We start from the raw sequence: 15,719 nt of genomic DNA, 5'->3' as shown, positions 1-15,719 counted from the left end.
CGTTTCATCTTCCCATGTCTATTCCGTTCTTTATTTTATCACTTTCTTTTTAGGAAGACGAATTCAAACGGCTTTTAAACGATGAATCTTTTTGACTCCACCACGGATTCCTTCCAGTAATCCGAAAAATCAGTATAGCCGACACCGTCGGATTCTGTGGCATGAAACAGTGTTTCGTCAGAAATATACATACTTACATGATTAATGCTGCCGTCTCCATTCGTATCGAAGAAAATCAGGTCTCCCCGCTTCCAGTCTTCTTCAGCAACATCCCGGCCCTCCTGCGCCTGATCCTCCGAGACCCTTGGAAGATCCACGTTTTCTTCAGCATACATACGCTGCGTAAAGGAGGAACAGTCGAAATATTCGGTCGTAGTCTCAGACGCTCCCCATTTGTACGGAACACCTGTAAACTCTTCCCCCTTCTCAATCACTCTGGCGATTCTTTCCTGGGCCGGGCTCCAAAGCTCTGTTGTATAGCGGTTTCCGGTCTCTTCTTCTTCGAATGCCAGTTCTTTCGCGGCTTCTTTCACAGGAATATAAGATTCTCCCCTCCAATTGAACCAGGCGGGACTCTGTTCAAGCTCCCCCTCCCACGAAGCGCCGTTCACAGATAAACGCACGGCCCGGCCTTCTTGTTCCAGCTCCGCTCCGTATAAAGATGCGGCCGTTTCGGGACGAAGGTAGAGCTCTTCCTCTGCTTTTCCGCCCTCGATGTACCAGGCTTTGTCATTGCCATCGACAGTGGTGATTAAAACGTGCCGATCCGCCCAGTAACCCGCGCCACCTGCAATAACCATTGCTGCAGCAACACTTAACCACACCCAGTTTTTCTTCATGTTTTACCTCCTTCCCGTACAATTGTTCTGATTGTTGTTTTTTCATGATAAAATAAACGTATTAACGGAGGGAGTGGTCGTAATGAAACCAACAATCCTGTTTATTGCCGCCAGTCTTGACGGCTATATCGCTGATGCAAAAGGAAATATTGACTGGCTGCTGAAAGCCGAAGGCGAGGGAGACAATGGCTACGATGAAATGTACCGGCGGGTGGATACGGTCGTAATGGGAAGAAAAACCTACGAAGACGTGCTCGTTTTAACAGATGCCTTTCCCTACAGTGACAAAGACTGCTATGTTTTTTCCACCAGCCGCACGGGCAACGACGGTTACGTCTCCTTTGTCCAAGGAAACGTGGCAGAATGGCTTCAAAACAAGCAGCAGGAGTCTGGAAGTGGCATATGGGTCATTGGGGGCGCAGACATTATAGATCCTCTCCTAGAAGCAGAACTGATCGATGAATATATTATTACCTTTACGCCTGATCTTTTAGGAAGCGGCGTCCCGTTGTTTAAGCAACGGACCGGGCAGCCAAAACGGCTTCATCTGCACGAAGTGAAGCGTTGGGGAGAACTGGCCCAGCTCCACTACAAACGGGCTGAAGATCTGCCCGGGCAGTAGTTTGGACCCATTCGCATCTATAGGTAAAAGCATCATTTTTTCTGAAAAGTGTGTACTTTTCTTACTCTTTAGGTAATAATAAGCATATAGAGTAGCATTCGTCCAATTTGTTGCTCTTATCCCATATTTCATTTTGCTCCTGCTGCCTGCAGGAGCCTTTTTTTATTTTACCGCGTGTTTGACCTCTTGAATATATTGCTTCACCCGTCGCCCTTCCTGCTCATTCAACGCAAACCCGCATTCGCTCGCAACGAAAGCAGATTCCCGTTCAAACATAACTATCGCCTTTTGCAACGAGGCCCACACGCTATCGTAAGAGCCCGCTGCATAAGTAGCTGCCAGTTCTTTATTATTCTTGGCCCCGAGGTGTTTTTCCAGATGCTTCGCCTCCTGGCCGAAATTTACTGATGTCTTTTTTTCGAGTACAACCTTCCACTTCAGCATTTGTATCAGCATACGGCGGATAATATTCAGGTGGGCCTGGGCGTAGAGCATTTCTCTCCGCCCCCAGCCTTTGACTACATACACCGCCACCCACCAAAACTCATTACAGCATTGGTGAAAGAATCCCTCTTCCGGCACCTTTGTTTTGTAGCCTATGTCGGTAGGAGCAGGAAAATCAGAAACTGGGCGATCTTTATCCAGCAGGCAGCGGGTCAAACCGTCCTGCTCCCAGTGCTCATACCTGTTCTCTGCGCGCTTTAAGGTTAAATCAATGCGGTTACCATCCTGAAAAAGCATCAGAAAGGCAAATGACTCTCCCAACGGTTCACGGTATAAATTCATTTCATCCGGGGTCTGCATAACCAAAGGCTTTCCAAACACTTCAAGCCAGGTCCGGTCCTGAATCATTTGTTCCATATTTTCCACAAAATAAATAATATCAAAATCACTGAAAAGATCAGGACTGCTGCTTCCGGCGGCTGCACGGGATCCGCTTAGAGCTGCGGCCCGGACCCGTTCATCGTTTCTGGCAGTCTCCATTATCAGCGCCATCACAGCCTCAGGCGTGCGCACAGGCAGCCTCTCCTTTTAATCCAGGCTCGTCGATGCAGCCTCATAAGACAGCATCTGTCTGATTTGATTATGACTATCAAGCACAGCCACCGCCGGTTTGAACTCCCGGGCCGTTTCATTTTCCATCAATGCATAAGCAATAATGATGACCACATCCCCCGGCTGCGCCATTCTCGCGGCTGCACCGTTCAGGCAAATTACCCCGCTGCCCCGGAGGCCTTCAATCACGTACGTTTCCAGACGGGCCCCGTTCGTATTATTGACTACCTGCACTTTCTCGTTTTCCCACAGGTCCACCGCCTCCATCAGATCCCGGTCAATGGTAATGCTTCCTACATAGTTTAAATCTGCTTCTGTAACTACAGCCCGGTGAAGCTTTGATTTCATCATCGTACGGTACATCAGTGTCACCCCCTTTCTTTCTGGTCAGGAGAAAGAATAATATTATCGATGAGTCTCGCTCCCGAAAACTGCACCGCTCCTGCGATAATTATCTGCCCGTTCCATTCCCTTACAGGTTTAAGACCGGGATAAGTTAAAATATCCATATAATCAATCGTTCCGGAAATGTTAGCTTCTACTGTATGTTTTGCTTTCTTCAAAATGTCCCCGGGTCCATAAAACCCCTCTTCCATCCATAACGCTCCCTGCTTTAATCCTTCATACAGCCAGACAGCTTCCCGGCGCTCCCTGCTGGTTAAATTCACATTTCTGGAGCTCAGAGCCAGGCCGTCAGCTTCCCGAACCGTCGGGCCAGTAACAATCTCTGTTGGAAGATTAAAATCACGGGCCATATTCGTCAGTACAGCGGCCTGCTGCGCATCCTTCTGCCCAAAGTAGGCCCGTGCCGGCTGAACAATCTGCAGCAGCTTCAGCACCACGGTCGCCACTCCGTCAAAATGTCCCGGCCGGCTTTTGCCGCAGAGCACATCACTTCCCTCATGCACGCGCACCCCTGTCTGCATCTCTTCGGGATACATCTCTTTCGCTGACGGGGCAAACACTATATCGACGCCCCGGGCTTCGGCTTTTTCAAGATCCGCTTCGAGCGTACGCGGATACGCTTCGTAATCTTCATCCGGACCAAACTGCAGCGGATTGACAAAAATGCTCACCACTACTGCATCGTTTTCTTTCAAAGCCTGCATCATTAATGAAAAATGTCCTTCGTGCAGTGCTCCCATTGTCGGCACAAAACCAATTATTTCTCCCTGCTGTTTTCTCTCATTGATATGTGTGCGAATTTCCTGAATTGAAGTAAATACTTTCATGACGATGCGCCTCTGCTAAGATCTTTCAGCACAGAGGCATCCATGGAAAAAGTATGCCTCTCCTCTGGAAATGCTTTCGCTTTTACATCACTTACATAGCTCTCAAGGGCTTCGTCAATTTGTGCCTGCACATTAGTGTACTGCTTAGCAAAGGAAGGGACAAAGCTCTCTCCCCATCCGACAGCGTCGTGAAAAACCAGCACCTGACCGTCAACGCCGGCCCCGGCGCCTATGCCGATAACCGGAATCGAAAGATGCACTGCAATCCGGGTGGCAAGCTCTCCAGGAACACATTCAAGCACCAGCGCAAAAGCTCCCGCCTGTTCGAGTCTCTCTGCTTCTTCCATCAATCGCTGTGCTTCTTCTTTTGTTTTCCCTTGTACTTTGTACCCGCCAAGCACCCCTACGGACTGGGGAGTAAGGCCGAGATGCCCTATGACCGGGACGCCGGCAGCCGTTAAGCGGGCGATAGTCCCTCTGGTAATTTCATCTCCCCCTTCAAGCTTCACTGCCTGGGCACCGCCTTCCTGCATCAGACGTTTCACTGCTGTAAACGTGCTCTCCATAGAGGAATGATAGGTTAAAAAGGGCAGATCCACTACGATAAATGTGCCCGGAGCCCCCCTGCGTACCGCACGTGCATGCATCACCATATCATCAAGCGTTACCGGAATCGTGGAATCGTAGCCGTGCACCACCATCCCTGCCGAATCACCCACAAGTATCATATCCATGCCAGCTTTTTCCGCGGCCTTTCCCGCCGGAGCGTCGTACGCTGTGATCATCGTAATCGGCTCCTGCCGTTCTTTCATCTGTTTAAATACCGCCGTGCTTTTCATCTCTCTCCTCCTGCTTCACTCAAAAGATATAGAATTATCTGATATTTTAGCCGATACATACTGCTTAGACCGACTTGTATTTACACATGTATATTATCTGACGCCCCTGCCATTTATTCAACCGCCGCGACTTCGTTTATCCAAAAAAATTCTTCAATAAAAAAATGCCCCCGTAAGAGGACATCAATAAATATTACTTAAGTCGAGCGAATCCCCAAATGTCTGAATCAGATACCGGCGGATCAAATCACGGCTGAACGGGGTTTCGTCTGCTTCACTGCGGGCTTCATCGTCTTTGGCAATAATGTGATCTATATGGGCTTTATTACCATTCACTTTTTGAATGACAGTGATGCGGTGGGAAGGGATATGCTTCAGCTCAAAAGAAAGCTTTCGCTTATTGATCTTAATATAGCTTTCGTGAAAGCCTGCTTCAATATGAAACTTGCGGTCGTTTATATTTTTAAATTCTTCTTCAAGATCCATAAAATAATACATAATTTCTCTAGCCGTCGAATCGATTAGCTGCTGCTCGGGCAGGGCATCAATATTTAAATATTTGCGTGTTTTAGTAGCGAATGTATTTTCAAAGCTCATTGATTTTCTCCCCTTTCAATTGCGTATCAAGTATTCAGTGCCGGCTCACATTACGGGCCTGAACACCTTCACCCTTGTCTGAACCCTGGTATTAACCGCTGCAGGAAACGCTTCTGCAGCCCTTCGGATGAACCACCCTGCGGACTCCCGGACGTGGTCCGGAGTAATTGTTTTCTTATCGAGCTTTTCGTCCAGCTTTTTTCGGAACTCGGTGACCCCTTCTTTATCTTCGCCAAAATACGCGTGATTGACTTCCGGAACCCGGCGGTCGAACGTATATGGGTTGAACTGCTGGTCTCCTTCATCCGTGCCGACATAGCAGAAAGCCACCTGCGGATTCCCAACTTCGTCAAACTGCATAATCGCAGCAGTCATATTTAAGCCAAGCTCCTTTTTCACGGCCAGACTTTCGTCGTATACCAGCTGCATTTTTTTATCAATTGGCTGTTCCTTATGTGATTCGAGAATCTTTACAAGCTGGGACCGGTGGGCGTCTGTTGCCACACCACTCACAGCCAGCAGCGCATTTCCGGCATCAAATACCTTCTGCGCCTTTTCATCCGCCGGCCCGCCCTCAAGGCTTGCCCCCTTTGAGTCCGTAGCAATCATCACAAAAGGATCCCCTTTGGGAGGTACGGCGCTTAGTAATAGTCCGGCAGTCATACTTTCACCTCTTCCAACATTCCTTGTGTCTATTGGTAATTACCCTCTGAGCGCACGGGCAAACGTCCCCCGGAAGCACTGTTATTTTTCATTTTTATAAGCCAATGTTGTTAAATTTCCGGAAAATCCATTTTAAATTTTTCGTAGCAAACCTTCCAAAATTCTTCAATACTCAGCGTATCGGCGTTAAGTTGAGTACTTCTTTTGCCTGGTGAAGGAAAAATCGAGACGGTTACTATTTTCGGTTCACATTGATACAGGTACGAAATACGGCTCCAGCAGTTACAGGCCTGGCTGAAAACCAGTTCACGCGCAGTATAGCTCATAGAAAACTCCTTCCTGTTTCTTCTGGCTATGCTTTTCTTCTATTTGGGTGTATACCTTTATCTTACCTAATATCGAGAGGAAATGAGTTGTTTTTCCTCATTCTTCCTAAAACAGTACTTCTTTCACATGTTCTTTCGTTAACCTCCGGAAGCCAAACAGAGGAATTCGTGAAAAGCCCGGCAGCTGCCCTGCCGGGACTGAACTTTCCTCTTATAATCTACTAATTGCATTTGTAAACAGTTTCAGGGGAAGGCCTGCAAAAAAAGAACGCCCTGCCTTCGCAGCACGTTCTTTCTATAAAAGCACTTTATGGATCTTTTAACCGGATGCTTCTGCCTTCTGAACGGGGGTCTGCTCAAAATACGCATCCATATGCTTATACCAGAGCCGATAGCCTTCGCTGTTTGGGTGAATGCCGTCACCAATATACTGTTCCATTTGACGGCCGTTTTCTGCATTTTCGTGAAAGGGCACAGAGGCATCTATAAACAAGACTCCCTGATCGCGCTCAAATTCTTCTTTGAGCTGATCCGCAAACTCCTGATAGCCGCTATCCAGCTCCGGAGTCGTGCTTTCATAGGTGATCGCCGGGTTTGGGTTCATCACCAATACTACGGCATCCGGCGCTTTCGTTTTCGCTTCCCGGATCAACTGATGGATATTATCAATACTTTGAGCAGCCCGAATGCCCCGATAGAAATCATTCAGTATACCTGTCTCAATAATCACAAAATCCGCTTCTTCAGAAAGCTCAGCATCGATCATTTCCCGTTCAAGCATATCCTCCGAGGAATAGCCATCAACTCCATGATTGTTCAGCTCTACGTGCTCGCTGTCATCATTAATCTGCTGCAGTCTCTCCTCTAATAGGCCGGCCCACGATTCGCTGTAGCTGTCCGCTCCGGTCCCGGCAGCCACACTTGATCCAAACACTTCTACAGTAGACGTATGATATGTATTTAGGCGGTGCTGCAAAAATGAATAAATATTCATCTCTTCCAGTTCTGAAAGCTCCTCGTCCGGGGTTTTAATTCTCTCACTGTTTTCATTTACAGATTCTCTATTTAAAGAAACGATTATCCAGATACCTCCAGCTGCGGCTGCTGTAAGCAGCAGTATAAATCTTTTTCTCATCTGTCCTAACTCCTTTTGCTATTTTCGATAGAGAATTGATCATAGCATAATATATTTCAGCAGCCTCCTACAAGGTCTAAAGGATCAGTTCTTCTCATTTATCAAATTTTTCTTACAATAGAAGTTATAACCCTCTGACGGACGGGAAAACCGTTATAAAAAGTGAGGTGAATAATTAATGTTAATGGTGAAATGCCCGGAATGTGGACACGAAAACACAGCTTCCATTCAAATGCCGCCCGAAACGTTAAGTACTGATTCCAACGTTTCCGGAAACGAACAGCCGTGTGAAAACTGCCATGCCTCGATTCCATTGTCCAACGAAAACCTCTACTATAAATAGGCCACCACTGTCAGCCTAAACACATACCGCCGAAACAAAAAACGACGCCGGGCCGAGGATAGTCCCTCAAACCGGCGTCGTTGGCGTGGTATGTATCTTGGAATGAATATATAATACCCCAACGCGTTTCAAACAGCAAGTTTTGTAACTAAAAAAAGTACATATACTTTTATAAGCCAATACAAAAACGACACCGGGATGAGAAGAAGCTCTCAAACCGGTGTCGTTGACGTAATATGTATGGTGGAGCCTAGCGGGATCGAACCGCTGACCTCTTGGCTGCCAGCCAAGCGCTCTCCCGGCTGAGCTAAGGCCCCATATTTTTGCTGATAAAATATCAGCCGACAAGAAATATTGTACCTTGTGTGTCTCTGTCTGACAAGTCCTTTTTTCACGTTTTTGTGTAACTTTGCAAAAAAGAGGGCCTGCCTGCGGGCAGGCCCATTTTCTTCTTACTCTTTACTCAGCCTCGTTTCAAGTGCTGTCTGGCGTTCTTCAAATCCCGGTTTGCCGAGAAGGGCAAACATGTTCTTTTTATACGCTTCCACTCCCGGCTGATCAAATGGATTGACACCGAGCATATAGCCACTCACAGCGCACGCTTTTTCGAAGAAATAAACGAGATATCCGAAGTAATACTCATTCCATTCTGGAATATCAATAATAATATTTGGAACGCCGCCGTCAGTGTGGGCAAGAAGCGTTCCTTCGAAGGCTTTCTCGTTGACGAAGCCCATCGTTTCTCCTGATAAATAATTTAAGCCGTCCAGGTCATCATCAGTGTTTTTCAATTCCAGAGCGCTCCCTGCATCCTGAATATGAAGTACTGTTTCGAGCAAATGACGCCGGCCTTCCTGGATGTACTGCCCCATCGAGTGCAAATCTGTTGAGAAATCGACTGCAGCAGGAAATAATCCTTTGCCGTCTTTGCCTTCGCTTTCCCCGTACAGCTGCTTCCACCATTCAGATACAAAGTGCATGTGCGGCTCATAGTTTACCAGCAGTTCAATGGCTTTTCCTTTCTGATACGCAGCGTAGCGGATAGCAGCATAACGGTAGGCCGAGTTTTCTTTTACACTCTGAAGCTTGCCAGCCTCCATGGCTGCAGCCGCTCCGTGCATCATCTTTTCCACGTCCAGGCCTGCTGCCGCGATAGGAAGAAGCCCTACGGCTGTAAGAACGGAATAACGGCCGCCGACGTCATCCGGCACGACGAATGTTTCGTAGCCCTTTTCGTCAGCCAGCGTTTTTAAAGCACCTTTGTTTTTATCTGTCGTAGCGTAAATTCTTGAAGCCGCTTCCTCTGCCCCGTATTTATTCTCGAGCCAGTCCCGGAACACCCGGAATGCAAGAGCCGGTTCTGTTGTAGTGCCGGACTTTGAAATGACGTTCACCGAAACGTCCTTGCCCTCCACCATTTCAAGAAGGTCATGCATGTAGCGCTGACTGATCTGGTGGCCGGCGAAATAAATTTCCGGGCCGTTCCGTTTAGAGCCGTCGAGCTGGTTGCGGAATGAATGACTCAAGCTGTCAATGGCCGCCTTCGCCCCCAGGTAGGAGCCCCCAATACCGATTACAATCAGCACATCTGAATCCTTTTTAATTTTTTCGGCTGCCTGCTGGATGCGGGAGAATTCTTCTTTGTCGTATGTATCCGGAAGATCAACCCATCCGAGATATTCCGAGCCAGCCCCGGTTTTTTCATGAATCATGCGATGGGCCGTTTCCACCATCGGCTGCAGCTGCTCAATCTCATGCTCTGATATTTCCTGAGAAATATTTTTGCTGTTTACTTCAATTTGCTTTGCCATGTTATTACTGCCTCCCTTAAATATGTTTTATGTTTTCTCCGCCTCTATAACCCTTCTCCATTATAAAGAAAAACCCGGGCGCCCGCAAAACGTTCTTCAAACACCTGTACCCGTTTCAACCATATAAAAAAACCGCCGCTCGAAAGCGACGGTTCTTAAAGCGGGGATCATTATTTCCGTACCCGCTTATTCAGATCTGCCTGAATTTCATTGGATTGCTTCAGCCAGTCTTTTAATTTATCTTCAAGAGTATTAAATCCCTGAGTGTCGTTATTACTCTGCTGGGCTGGACGGCCGCTGCTTTTGCTTTGACGCGGAGCCTGGCTCTGCGGACGGCTTTCGCTTTTTTCCGGTGCCGGAAGGGTGTCCCGGATGGAAAGAGAAATCTTTCCTGATTCCTGATCGACGGATTTGATTTTCACTTTAACTTCATCGCCTACTGACAGTGCTTCGTTAATATCCTTAACGTAGCCGTGGGCGATTTCAGAAATGTGAACCAATCCTTGTTTATTTCCGTCGAGCGCAACGAACGCGCCGAATGGTTTAATTCCCGTTACTTTCCCCTCGACGATTGCGCCTACTTCATATTGCTGTACTGACATTCAAACAACTCCTATAACTTTTTATTAACTTTCAAATTATAGCATTATTTTCGAAATTCGGCAATCGATAAACTCACGGCCTATTCTTGACAAAAGTCCCACATGTTCGGTACTTTAAAGGAATAAATTAATTTTAAGGAGGAACCTACTATGAGCCAACCACGTGAACAGTGGGGGACGAGGCTTGGGTTCGTATTAGCAGCAGCCGGATCTGCCATTGGTCTGGGCGCTGTCTGGCGTCTGCCGTATGTTGCAGGCACCAGCGGCGGCGGGGCTTTTTTTCTGATTTTTGTTGCTTTTACGCTCATTCTCGGAACCGCTTTATTAATAGCCGAATTTGTGGTCGGGCGCCGCACCCAAAAGCCGCCGGTCCCCGCCTATAAAACTATTGCGCCGAATACCCCCTGGTTTTTTAACGGTATCATGGGCATGATCTGTGCTATTTTAATTTTATCCTTTTATTCCGTTGTCGGCGGATGGATTATTATTTACTTTGTCCGGAGCCTTGGAGGTCTTGCAAGTGGAGGGACAGATTACGAGGCTCTGTTTGGCTCGATTATTTCCAACCCCTGGGAAGTAGGCATTGCGCACCTTGCCTTTATGCTGATTACGATTCTTGTCGTACAGGGCGGCGTGCGTAAAGGTATCGAACGGACGACCAACTGGATGATGCCTGCACTGTTTATTTTATTTATTGTGCTTGTAATCCGCTCGCTCACCCTTGAAGGAGCCGGCGAGGGTATTGCTTTCTTTTTGCAGCCCGACTTCAGTGCAGTCACAGGCACCACAATTCTATTTGCCCTTGGTCAGGCGTTTTTCTCCCTCAGCCTCGGTAACTCTGTGATGGCTACATACAGTTCCTACCTTCCGAAGGAAAAGAGTCTGGTTAACTCAGCGTTTTCTATCGTCGTATTGACGATTGTCATTTCACTGCTTTCCGGGCTTGCGATTTTCCCAGGAGTGTTCGCTTTTGATATACCACCGGATGCCGGGCCGAATTTGATCTTTATTGTACTTCCGGCAGTGTTTGAGCAGCTTGCACTTGGTTCGCTGTTCTTTACGCTGTTTATGCTTCTGCTCATCTTTGCTACGTTAACCTCGGCGTTTTCTCTGCTCGAGATTATTGTCTCTTCAGTGTCTTATAAACGCCCGGACAGCCGCGGACGTACAGCCTGGGTCGTTGGTATTCTGATTTTCGTTCTCGGCATTCCTTCAAACCTGTCATACGGACTGCTATCCGACTGGCTGATTTTCGGCAATACCTTCTTTGATTCCATCGACATTCTGACAAGCAATTTTCTGCTTCCCCTCGGGGCGTTGATTGTTTCTCTGTTTCTCCCATTAAAAATTAAGAAAGCAGACCTTCGTGATGAAGTGATGCGCGGATCTGCGATGGGAAATGGTGTATTTCTCATCTGGTTTACCATCATTCGTTACATCGCCCCTGTGGCGATTATCATCGTATTCATTAACTCACTTATTGGCCTGTTTACAGGAGCCTAAAAAAAGCAGCCCGCGGGCTGCTTTTTTTATTCTTTATACTGACGTTCCGGAATATGTTTTTCCTGAATAACGCCGCGGTCAATGAAATCGCGCACAAAGCTTTGAAAAGATTCCTTGTCCTCCGAGTTCTTTGCAAGAGCTTCAATATTGTTCACAAATTTCAGCTGGTCGTAATCGTATTTAAACTGGCCGGTAAATCCGCGTGCGATTACTTTCCCGTAATGCCAGCAGCAGTTTCTATCTTTCGTATTCAATGCTTTTGATAAAATCACCAGTGCTTCAAGCAGGCTGTTTGTAACAACCGGATCATTCTCAGAATACGAGGCGATGTGACTGAAGGCTGAATATACATAAAACGAGAATTCTTCATCCTGCATAATCAGGCGCAGCGTTTCATCTTCATCTGTTAAATATGGAGTGAATTTAGTCACTTTAGAAATCGAAAACAGCAGGTCCGTCAGCTGGTAAATAGCGTCCTGGGCGGTCATAGGTTCATCGTTTCCAATCGATTTGATCGCAATTTCAGTCAATTTCCGGATGCCGAATTCCAAATCTTGCACTTCCGTTTTGCTGTGTCCCAGGTATAAAAACTGGCGGAATTTCTGTTCATTGATCGCCATATCTGCGCTGCTGTCTGTTTTCCAGTATTTAAATAACGTAATTCCTTCCATGACAAAGTCACCGACGCGACGCTCCATTTGAATAACGATCCCGTCTTTTCTGGCTTCTCGTATCAGCTTGCCGAAATCCACCACCTGCAGAAAGCCGGTCCGTTCACTGGCCACTACATGGGCCCCGCCGTGTGTTTTTTCCCGGAAAACCCGATTTGGATCCTGTGGACGGTAAGGCTCAAGGTCATAGACGAGCGTATTCAAAATACGCAGCTGGGACTCTTCCTTCATGGAGGTGGTAATGCTTGATACCTGCATCCATCTCGTCGCGTGGTTGATAAACAAAATAAAATTAATGACAGAAATAGAGGTCATTACCACGCCGGAGATAGGGAAAATTACGTATTCACTCATGCTTGAATCAAGGAAGAAGAATACAAACAGCAGGAAAAAGAAACATAAATTAAAGATCCCGATCGAGTGCTGGGTTTTTCGGTCGGCAATAAAGTTAAACAGCACCCTTGGGGTAAACTGGCCTGAAAAACTCGTCAGCACGACGAGTATCGAGTTAAAAGTGAAGGCGTTCAAGGTAAGTACGCCGGAGAGCATTGTGCTGTACATCGTCTGCGCCAGGCTGTATTCCGTCGAAAATACCGGCAGCGAATTGAAGGCGGGCTGCAGACCGAATTCCGCCCAGTAGGCCACCACGGAAAGCACGGCTGCGAGCATAATGTAAAGGGCCGGAAGCACCCACAAGCTCGAGCGTATTTCATACCACTGCTGGCGGTAGGACATGCTCATCATCTGCCGTATTTTTTTCGGCAGCATGCGTCGAATAGCATTTTTCAATAAATTCATCCTCTCTATACGAACCGAAAATACGTATGTAAATCCCTGTATCGTTTTCCCTTCTGTTTATGTTTTAAACTGAAGGGAGTATATTCCAACTTTACATGAAAAAACCGGCAGAGAAAACCTGCCGGTCCGTGTTTTTTTTACCCATGTCGGTCCATGAAGCGTTTGAACCGCTCCATGGCCTCTACAAGCGACTCCAGCGAAGTAGCATACGAGCAGCGGACGTGGCCTTCTCCACCTGAACCAAAGACTGTCCCCGGCACCACAGCCACCTGCTCCTCTGTCAGAAACGTCTCGGCAAATGTCTCAGCGTCCATACCGAGCTTCTCAATCGAAGGGAACGCATAGAATGCGCCGAGCGGCGTGTGGCATTCGAGTCCCATCTCCGCAAATGTCTTCACTAAATAATTACGGCGCTGCCGGTAGCTTGCCACCATCTTCTCGACATCTGCGCGTCCGTTTTTCAACGCTTCAAGCGCTCCAAACTGGGCGGAGGTGGACGCACACATCATCGTATACTGATGAATTTTTAGCACTGCAGCCATAATATCTTTCGGGCCGCATACATATCCTACCCTCCAGCCTGTCATCGCAAAGGCTTTTGAAAAGCCGGAGATCAAAATTGTGCGCTCGAGCATGCCCGGAAACGCCGGAAGGCTTGCGTGCTCATAATCGTAGCTGAGCTCGGCGTAAATTTCATCCGATACAGCCAGCAGGTCATAGTCCTTAATGACCTTTACGACCGGCTCGAGCTCTTCTTTTGACATGTGGGCTCCGGTCGGGTTGTTCGGGTATGAAAGAAGCACCGCTTTCGTTTTTGAAGTGATAAGGGCTTCAAGGTCTTCTGCATTGATTTTAAAGTCGTGCTTTTTCGTCGTTTCAAGTGGTACCGGCACTCCCCCGGCCATAGTAATAATCGGCGCATAGGAGACGAAGCATGGCTCAGCGACAATTACTTCATCCCCCGGATTAATAATTGCCCGAAAAGCCGCATCAATGCCTTCACTTGCTCCTACAGTAATCACAATATCCGATTCCGGATGATACGAGACACCAAAAGAGTTCTCGAGATAATATGAAACGGCTCTTCGAAGCTCAATCAATCCGGCATTCGCCGTATAGGAGGTAAAGCCCCTCTCCATCGATACAATGCTCGCTTCCCTTACATTCCACGGGGTGACAAAATCCGGTTCCCCCACCCCGAGGGAAATGACGTTATCCATCGTAGAAGCTAAATCAAAAAACCGGCGTATGCCTGAAGGCTTTAACTGCTGCACGGTTTCTGACAGTCTGTGCTGCTGTGTGGAGGAAGTATTCATGGCGAGACCATCATTCTGTGATCTTCATCGTCGTCGCCGAACACTACTCCGTCGTGTTTGTAGGTTTTCAGGCGGAAATGCGTCGTCGTGGAAATAACCGAATCAAGCGCAGACAGCTTTCCAGAAACAAACGAAGCGATTTCAGACATCGTTTTTCCTTCGATGACCACCTGAAGATCGTACGTACCAGACACCAGATACAGGGCTTTGACCTCCGGGAAACGATGAATCCGTTCTGCTACTTCATCAAACCCGACTCCCCGCTGCGGAGTGACTTTCACATCAATCATTGCCGTCACTCCATCATGGTTATTGACTTTGCTCCAGTCCACGACAGTAGCGTATGTGACGATCACTTTGTTTTCCTCTAATTTTTTCAGCATCATTTCTACTTCTTCTTCTGTTTGATCTATTAGCTTGGCAATGGTTTTAATATCCATTCTGGCGTTCTGCTCTAATAAGTGCAGAATCTCTAACTCTTTTTCGTTCAAGGATGGCAGCCCCTTTCTCTCTCCTCAAAATTACATCTCCTGTGTACTATTGTACACTAAGAGAGGACACCAAACGACATGTCCTTCCTTTTTACAATATTTTTTGGATAGTATATAAAACATTATCAAGCTTTCCGCGAAAATTTTCAAACTGATTCGCCGCTGATTACAAAAAACTCTTTTAAAATTTATTCAAAAAAGGAATCAGTAAAAATGGAGGCGATAAAATGGCATCAGAAAAACCCCATGTAAACCAACAGTCCAGTGTGGCTTTTGTAGTTCTAGATATGATCAACGATTTGGATTTTCCGGACAGCGACGATTTACTTCCTCATGCTCTCGATGCAGCTGAAAATGTTAAAAACCTGAAGAAACAGGCGAAAGAAAAAGATATACCTGTTATTTATGTGAACGATAATTACGGACGCTGGCAGAGTAATTTCCCGGACCTGGTAGAATACTGCAGACGTGACGGAGTACCCGGCAAACCAGTAGTAGAAAAAATTCTACCTGACGACGATGACTATTATATACTCAAACCCCAGTTTTCCGGCTTTTTTGCTACTCCGCTGGAAATCCTGCTTAACTACCTGGGAGTCACGACAATTATATTCGCCGGCGTCGCCGGGAACATGTGCGTACACTTTACAGTAAACGATGCCTACATGCGCGGGTATAAACTAATGGTTCCCCAGGACTGCACCGCATCGAACAGTATGCAGGCCAATGAAGAAGCAATTAATTTAATGAGTAAGGTACTTGGTGCCGATACTAGGGACAGCAATGAATACGATCTGGAAAAAATCATTCAGGAAGCCCAGGAGCTTCCACAGCCGTCTCATTCTTCATAAACACGTAAAAGCTTCCGGGCAGCT

General features: G+C 47.1%; 17 protein-coding genes and 1 tRNA gene. 4 read left to right on the top strand and 14 right to left on the bottom strand.

The annotated features are described in order from the left end of the window. Window positions 1-74: 74 nt before the first annotated feature. On the bottom strand, window positions 75-839 hold the full coding sequence (locus tag ACTRXF_RS15565; protein WP_474263910.1) for a C40 family peptidase: 765 nt from the start codon (window positions 837-839) through the stop codon (window positions 75-77). An 82-nt stretch (window positions 840-921) separates the two neighbouring features. On the opposite strand from ACTRXF_RS15565, the gene ACTRXF_RS15560 reads away from it, so the two are divergent. Continuing rightward, window positions 922-1,461, top strand: coding sequence for a dihydrofolate reductase family protein (locus ACTRXF_RS15560; protein WP_474263913.1), 540 nt, complete (start codon window positions 922-924; stop codon window positions 1,459-1,461). A gap of 162 nt (window positions 1,462-1,623) precedes the next feature. On the opposite strand, the gene ACTRXF_RS15555 is transcribed toward ACTRXF_RS15560, so the two are convergent. From ACTRXF_RS15555 to ACTRXF_RS15525, 7 genes are all read right to left on the bottom strand, one after another. After that, complete coding sequence (locus tag ACTRXF_RS15555) at window positions 1,624-2,478, bottom strand: aminoglycoside 6-adenylyltransferase (RefSeq protein ID WP_474263915.1); 855 nt, start codon at window positions 2,476-2,478, stop codon at window positions 1,624-1,626. A 15-nt stretch (window positions 2,479-2,493) separates the two neighbouring features. Next, a complete protein-coding gene (gene panD, locus ACTRXF_RS15550) occupies window positions 2,494-2,880 on the bottom strand; it encodes an aspartate 1-decarboxylase (protein ID WP_474263918.1) in 387 nt (128 codons plus the stop codon). Window positions 2,881-2,885: 5 nt separating this feature from the next. Continuing rightward, window positions 2,886-3,749, bottom strand: a complete 864-nt coding sequence (panC, locus tag ACTRXF_RS15545) for a pantoate--beta-alanine ligase (RefSeq protein WP_474263920.1) — start codon at window positions 3,747-3,749, stop codon at window positions 2,886-2,888. After that, window positions 3,746-4,588, bottom strand: coding sequence for a 3-methyl-2-oxobutanoate hydroxymethyltransferase (gene panB / locus ACTRXF_RS15540; RefSeq protein WP_474263922.1), 843 nt, complete (start codon window positions 4,586-4,588; stop codon window positions 3,746-3,748). Before panB ends, panC begins: the two co-directional genes overlap by 4 nt. A gap of 183 nt (window positions 4,589-4,771) precedes the next feature. Further along, window positions 4,772-5,185: a DUF3942 family protein gene (locus ACTRXF_RS15535; RefSeq protein WP_474263924.1), complete on the bottom strand. Its 414-nt coding sequence runs from the start codon at window positions 5,183-5,185 to the stop codon at window positions 4,772-4,774. 45 nt (window positions 5,186-5,230) lie between these two features. Beyond that, the gene (locus ACTRXF_RS15530; protein ID WP_474263926.1) at window positions 5,231-5,848 is read right to left on the bottom strand and encodes a hypothetical protein; all 618 of its coding nucleotides are present in this window, start codon (window positions 5,846-5,848) and stop codon (window positions 5,231-5,233) included. Between the two features lie 645 nt (window positions 5,849-6,493). Beyond that, window positions 6,494-7,309: an SGNH/GDSL hydrolase family protein gene (locus ACTRXF_RS15525; protein ID WP_474263928.1), complete on the bottom strand. Its 816-nt coding sequence runs from the start codon at window positions 7,307-7,309 to the stop codon at window positions 6,494-6,496. A 178-nt stretch (window positions 7,310-7,487) separates the two neighbouring features. Here ACTRXF_RS15525 and ACTRXF_RS15520 point away from each other — a divergent pair, with 178 nt between their 5' ends. Further along, a complete protein-coding gene (locus ACTRXF_RS15520; RefSeq protein ID WP_474263930.1) occupies window positions 7,488-7,652 on the top strand; it encodes a hypothetical protein in 165 nt (54 codons plus the stop codon). Between the two features lie 241 nt (window positions 7,653-7,893). Here ACTRXF_RS15520 and ACTRXF_RS15515 read toward each other — a convergent pair. The 3 genes from ACTRXF_RS15515 to yugI all read right to left on the bottom strand — a co-directional run bounded on the left by ACTRXF_RS15515 (window position 7,894) and on the right by yugI (window position 10,065). Then, window positions 7,894-7,969: transfer RNA gene (locus ACTRXF_RS15515), tRNA-Ala, on the bottom strand. A 135-nt stretch (window positions 7,970-8,104) separates the two neighbouring features. After that, window positions 8,105-9,463 (bottom strand): glucose-6-phosphate isomerase, encoded by a 1,359-nt coding sequence (locus tag ACTRXF_RS15510; protein WP_474263933.1) that lies wholly within the window; start codon window positions 9,461-9,463, stop codon window positions 8,105-8,107. Between the two features lie 170 nt (window positions 9,464-9,633). After that, window positions 9,634-10,065 carry a S1 domain-containing post-transcriptional regulator GSP13 gene (gene yugI, locus ACTRXF_RS15505; protein WP_079475578.1) on the bottom strand — a complete coding sequence of 144 codons (432 nt, stop codon included), beginning with the start codon at window positions 10,063-10,065 and terminating at the stop codon, window positions 9,634-9,636. A gap of 150 nt (window positions 10,066-10,215) precedes the next feature. Between yugI and ACTRXF_RS15500 the strand changes: the two genes are divergently transcribed. Then, the gene (locus tag ACTRXF_RS15500) at window positions 10,216-11,568 is read left to right on the top strand and encodes a sodium-dependent transporter (RefSeq protein ID WP_474279735.1); all 1,353 of its coding nucleotides are present in this window, start codon (window positions 10,216-10,218) and stop codon (window positions 11,566-11,568) included. 26 nt (window positions 11,569-11,594) lie between these two features. Here ACTRXF_RS15500 and ACTRXF_RS15495 read toward each other — a convergent pair whose 3' ends face one another. The 3 genes from ACTRXF_RS15495 to ACTRXF_RS15485 all read right to left on the bottom strand — a co-directional run bounded on the left by ACTRXF_RS15495 (window position 11,595) and on the right by ACTRXF_RS15485 (window position 14,793). Further along, a complete protein-coding gene (locus ACTRXF_RS15495) occupies window positions 11,595-13,028 on the bottom strand; it encodes a DUF2254 domain-containing protein (RefSeq protein ID WP_474263939.1) in 1,434 nt (477 codons plus the stop codon). A 146-nt stretch (window positions 13,029-13,174) separates the two neighbouring features. Beyond that, window positions 13,175-14,353 (bottom strand): aminotransferase, encoded by a 1,179-nt coding sequence (locus tag ACTRXF_RS15490; protein WP_474263941.1) that lies wholly within the window; start codon window positions 14,351-14,353, stop codon window positions 13,175-13,177. Continuing rightward, window positions 14,350-14,793 (bottom strand): Lrp/AsnC family transcriptional regulator, encoded by a 444-nt coding sequence (locus ACTRXF_RS15485; RefSeq protein WP_051143862.1) that lies wholly within the window; start codon window positions 14,791-14,793, stop codon window positions 14,350-14,352. Before ACTRXF_RS15485 ends, ACTRXF_RS15490 begins: the two co-directional genes overlap by 4 nt. Before the next feature lie 278 nt (window positions 14,794-15,071). Here ACTRXF_RS15485 and ACTRXF_RS15480 point away from each other — a divergent pair, with 278 nt between their 5' ends. Further along, on the top strand, window positions 15,072-15,695 hold the full coding sequence (locus tag ACTRXF_RS15480; RefSeq protein ID WP_474263943.1) for a cysteine hydrolase family protein: 624 nt from the start codon (window positions 15,072-15,074) through the stop codon (window positions 15,693-15,695). Window positions 15,696-15,719 lie beyond the last annotated feature (24 nt).

The organism is Marinococcus sp. LNHM3E3-2.2 (assembly GCF_056034385.1).
The sequence above is the reverse complement of the archived record's forward strand: the minus strand, read 5'-3'. Positions and strand labels throughout refer to the sequence as shown.

What these genes read in the sequence shown, in the direction of transcription:
- ACTRXF_RS15510 (WP_474263933.1), bottom strand. Translation starts at nt 9,463, where the DNA reads ATGGCAAAGCAAATTGAAGTAAACAGCAAAAATATTTCTCAGGAAATA.
- ACTRXF_RS15485 (WP_051143862.1), bottom strand. Translation starts at nt 14,793, where the DNA reads ATGGATATTAAAACCATTGCCAAGCTAATAGATCAAACAGAAGAAGAA.
- ACTRXF_RS15535 (WP_474263924.1), bottom strand. Translation starts at nt 5,185, where the DNA reads ATGAGCTTTGAAAATACATTCGCTACTAAAACACGCAAATATTTAAAT.
- ACTRXF_RS15560 (WP_474263913.1), top strand. Translation starts at nt 922, where the DNA reads ATGAAACCAACAATCCTGTTTATTGCCGCCAGTCTTGACGGCTATATC.
- yugI (WP_079475578.1), bottom strand. Translation starts at nt 10,065, where the DNA reads ATGTCAGTACAGCAATATGAAGTAGGCGCAATCGTCGAGGGGAAAGTA.
- panD (WP_474263918.1), bottom strand. Translation starts at nt 2,880, where the DNA reads ATGTACCGTACGATGATGAAATCAAAGCTTCACCGGGCTGTAGTTACA.
- ACTRXF_RS15500 (WP_474279735.1), top strand. Translation starts at nt 10,216, where the DNA reads ATGAGCCAACCACGTGAACAGTGGGGGACGAGGCTTGGGTTCGTATTA.
- ACTRXF_RS15530 (WP_474263926.1), bottom strand. Translation starts at nt 5,848, where the DNA reads ATGACTGCCGGACTATTACTAAGCGCCGTACCTCCCAAAGGGGATCCT.
- ACTRXF_RS15525 (WP_474263928.1), bottom strand. Translation starts at nt 7,309, where the DNA reads ATGAGAAAAAGATTTATACTGCTGCTTACAGCAGCCGCAGCTGGAGGT.
- ACTRXF_RS15490 (WP_474263941.1), bottom strand. Translation starts at nt 14,353, where the DNA reads ATGAATACTTCCTCCACACAGCAGCACAGACTGTCAGAAACCGTGCAG.
- panC (WP_474263920.1), bottom strand. Translation starts at nt 3,749, where the DNA reads ATGAAAGTATTTACTTCAATTCAGGAAATTCGCACACATATCAATGAG.
- ACTRXF_RS15565 (WP_474263910.1), bottom strand. Translation starts at nt 839, where the DNA reads ATGAAGAAAAACTGGGTGTGGTTAAGTGTTGCTGCAGCAATGGTTATT.
- panB (WP_474263922.1), bottom strand. Translation starts at nt 4,588, where the DNA reads ATGAAAAGCACGGCGGTATTTAAACAGATGAAAGAACGGCAGGAGCCG.
- ACTRXF_RS15520 (WP_474263930.1), top strand. Translation starts at nt 7,488, where the DNA reads ATGTTAATGGTGAAATGCCCGGAATGTGGACACGAAAACACAGCTTCC.
- ACTRXF_RS15480 (WP_474263943.1), top strand. Translation starts at nt 15,072, where the DNA reads ATGGCATCAGAAAAACCCCATGTAAACCAACAGTCCAGTGTGGCTTTT.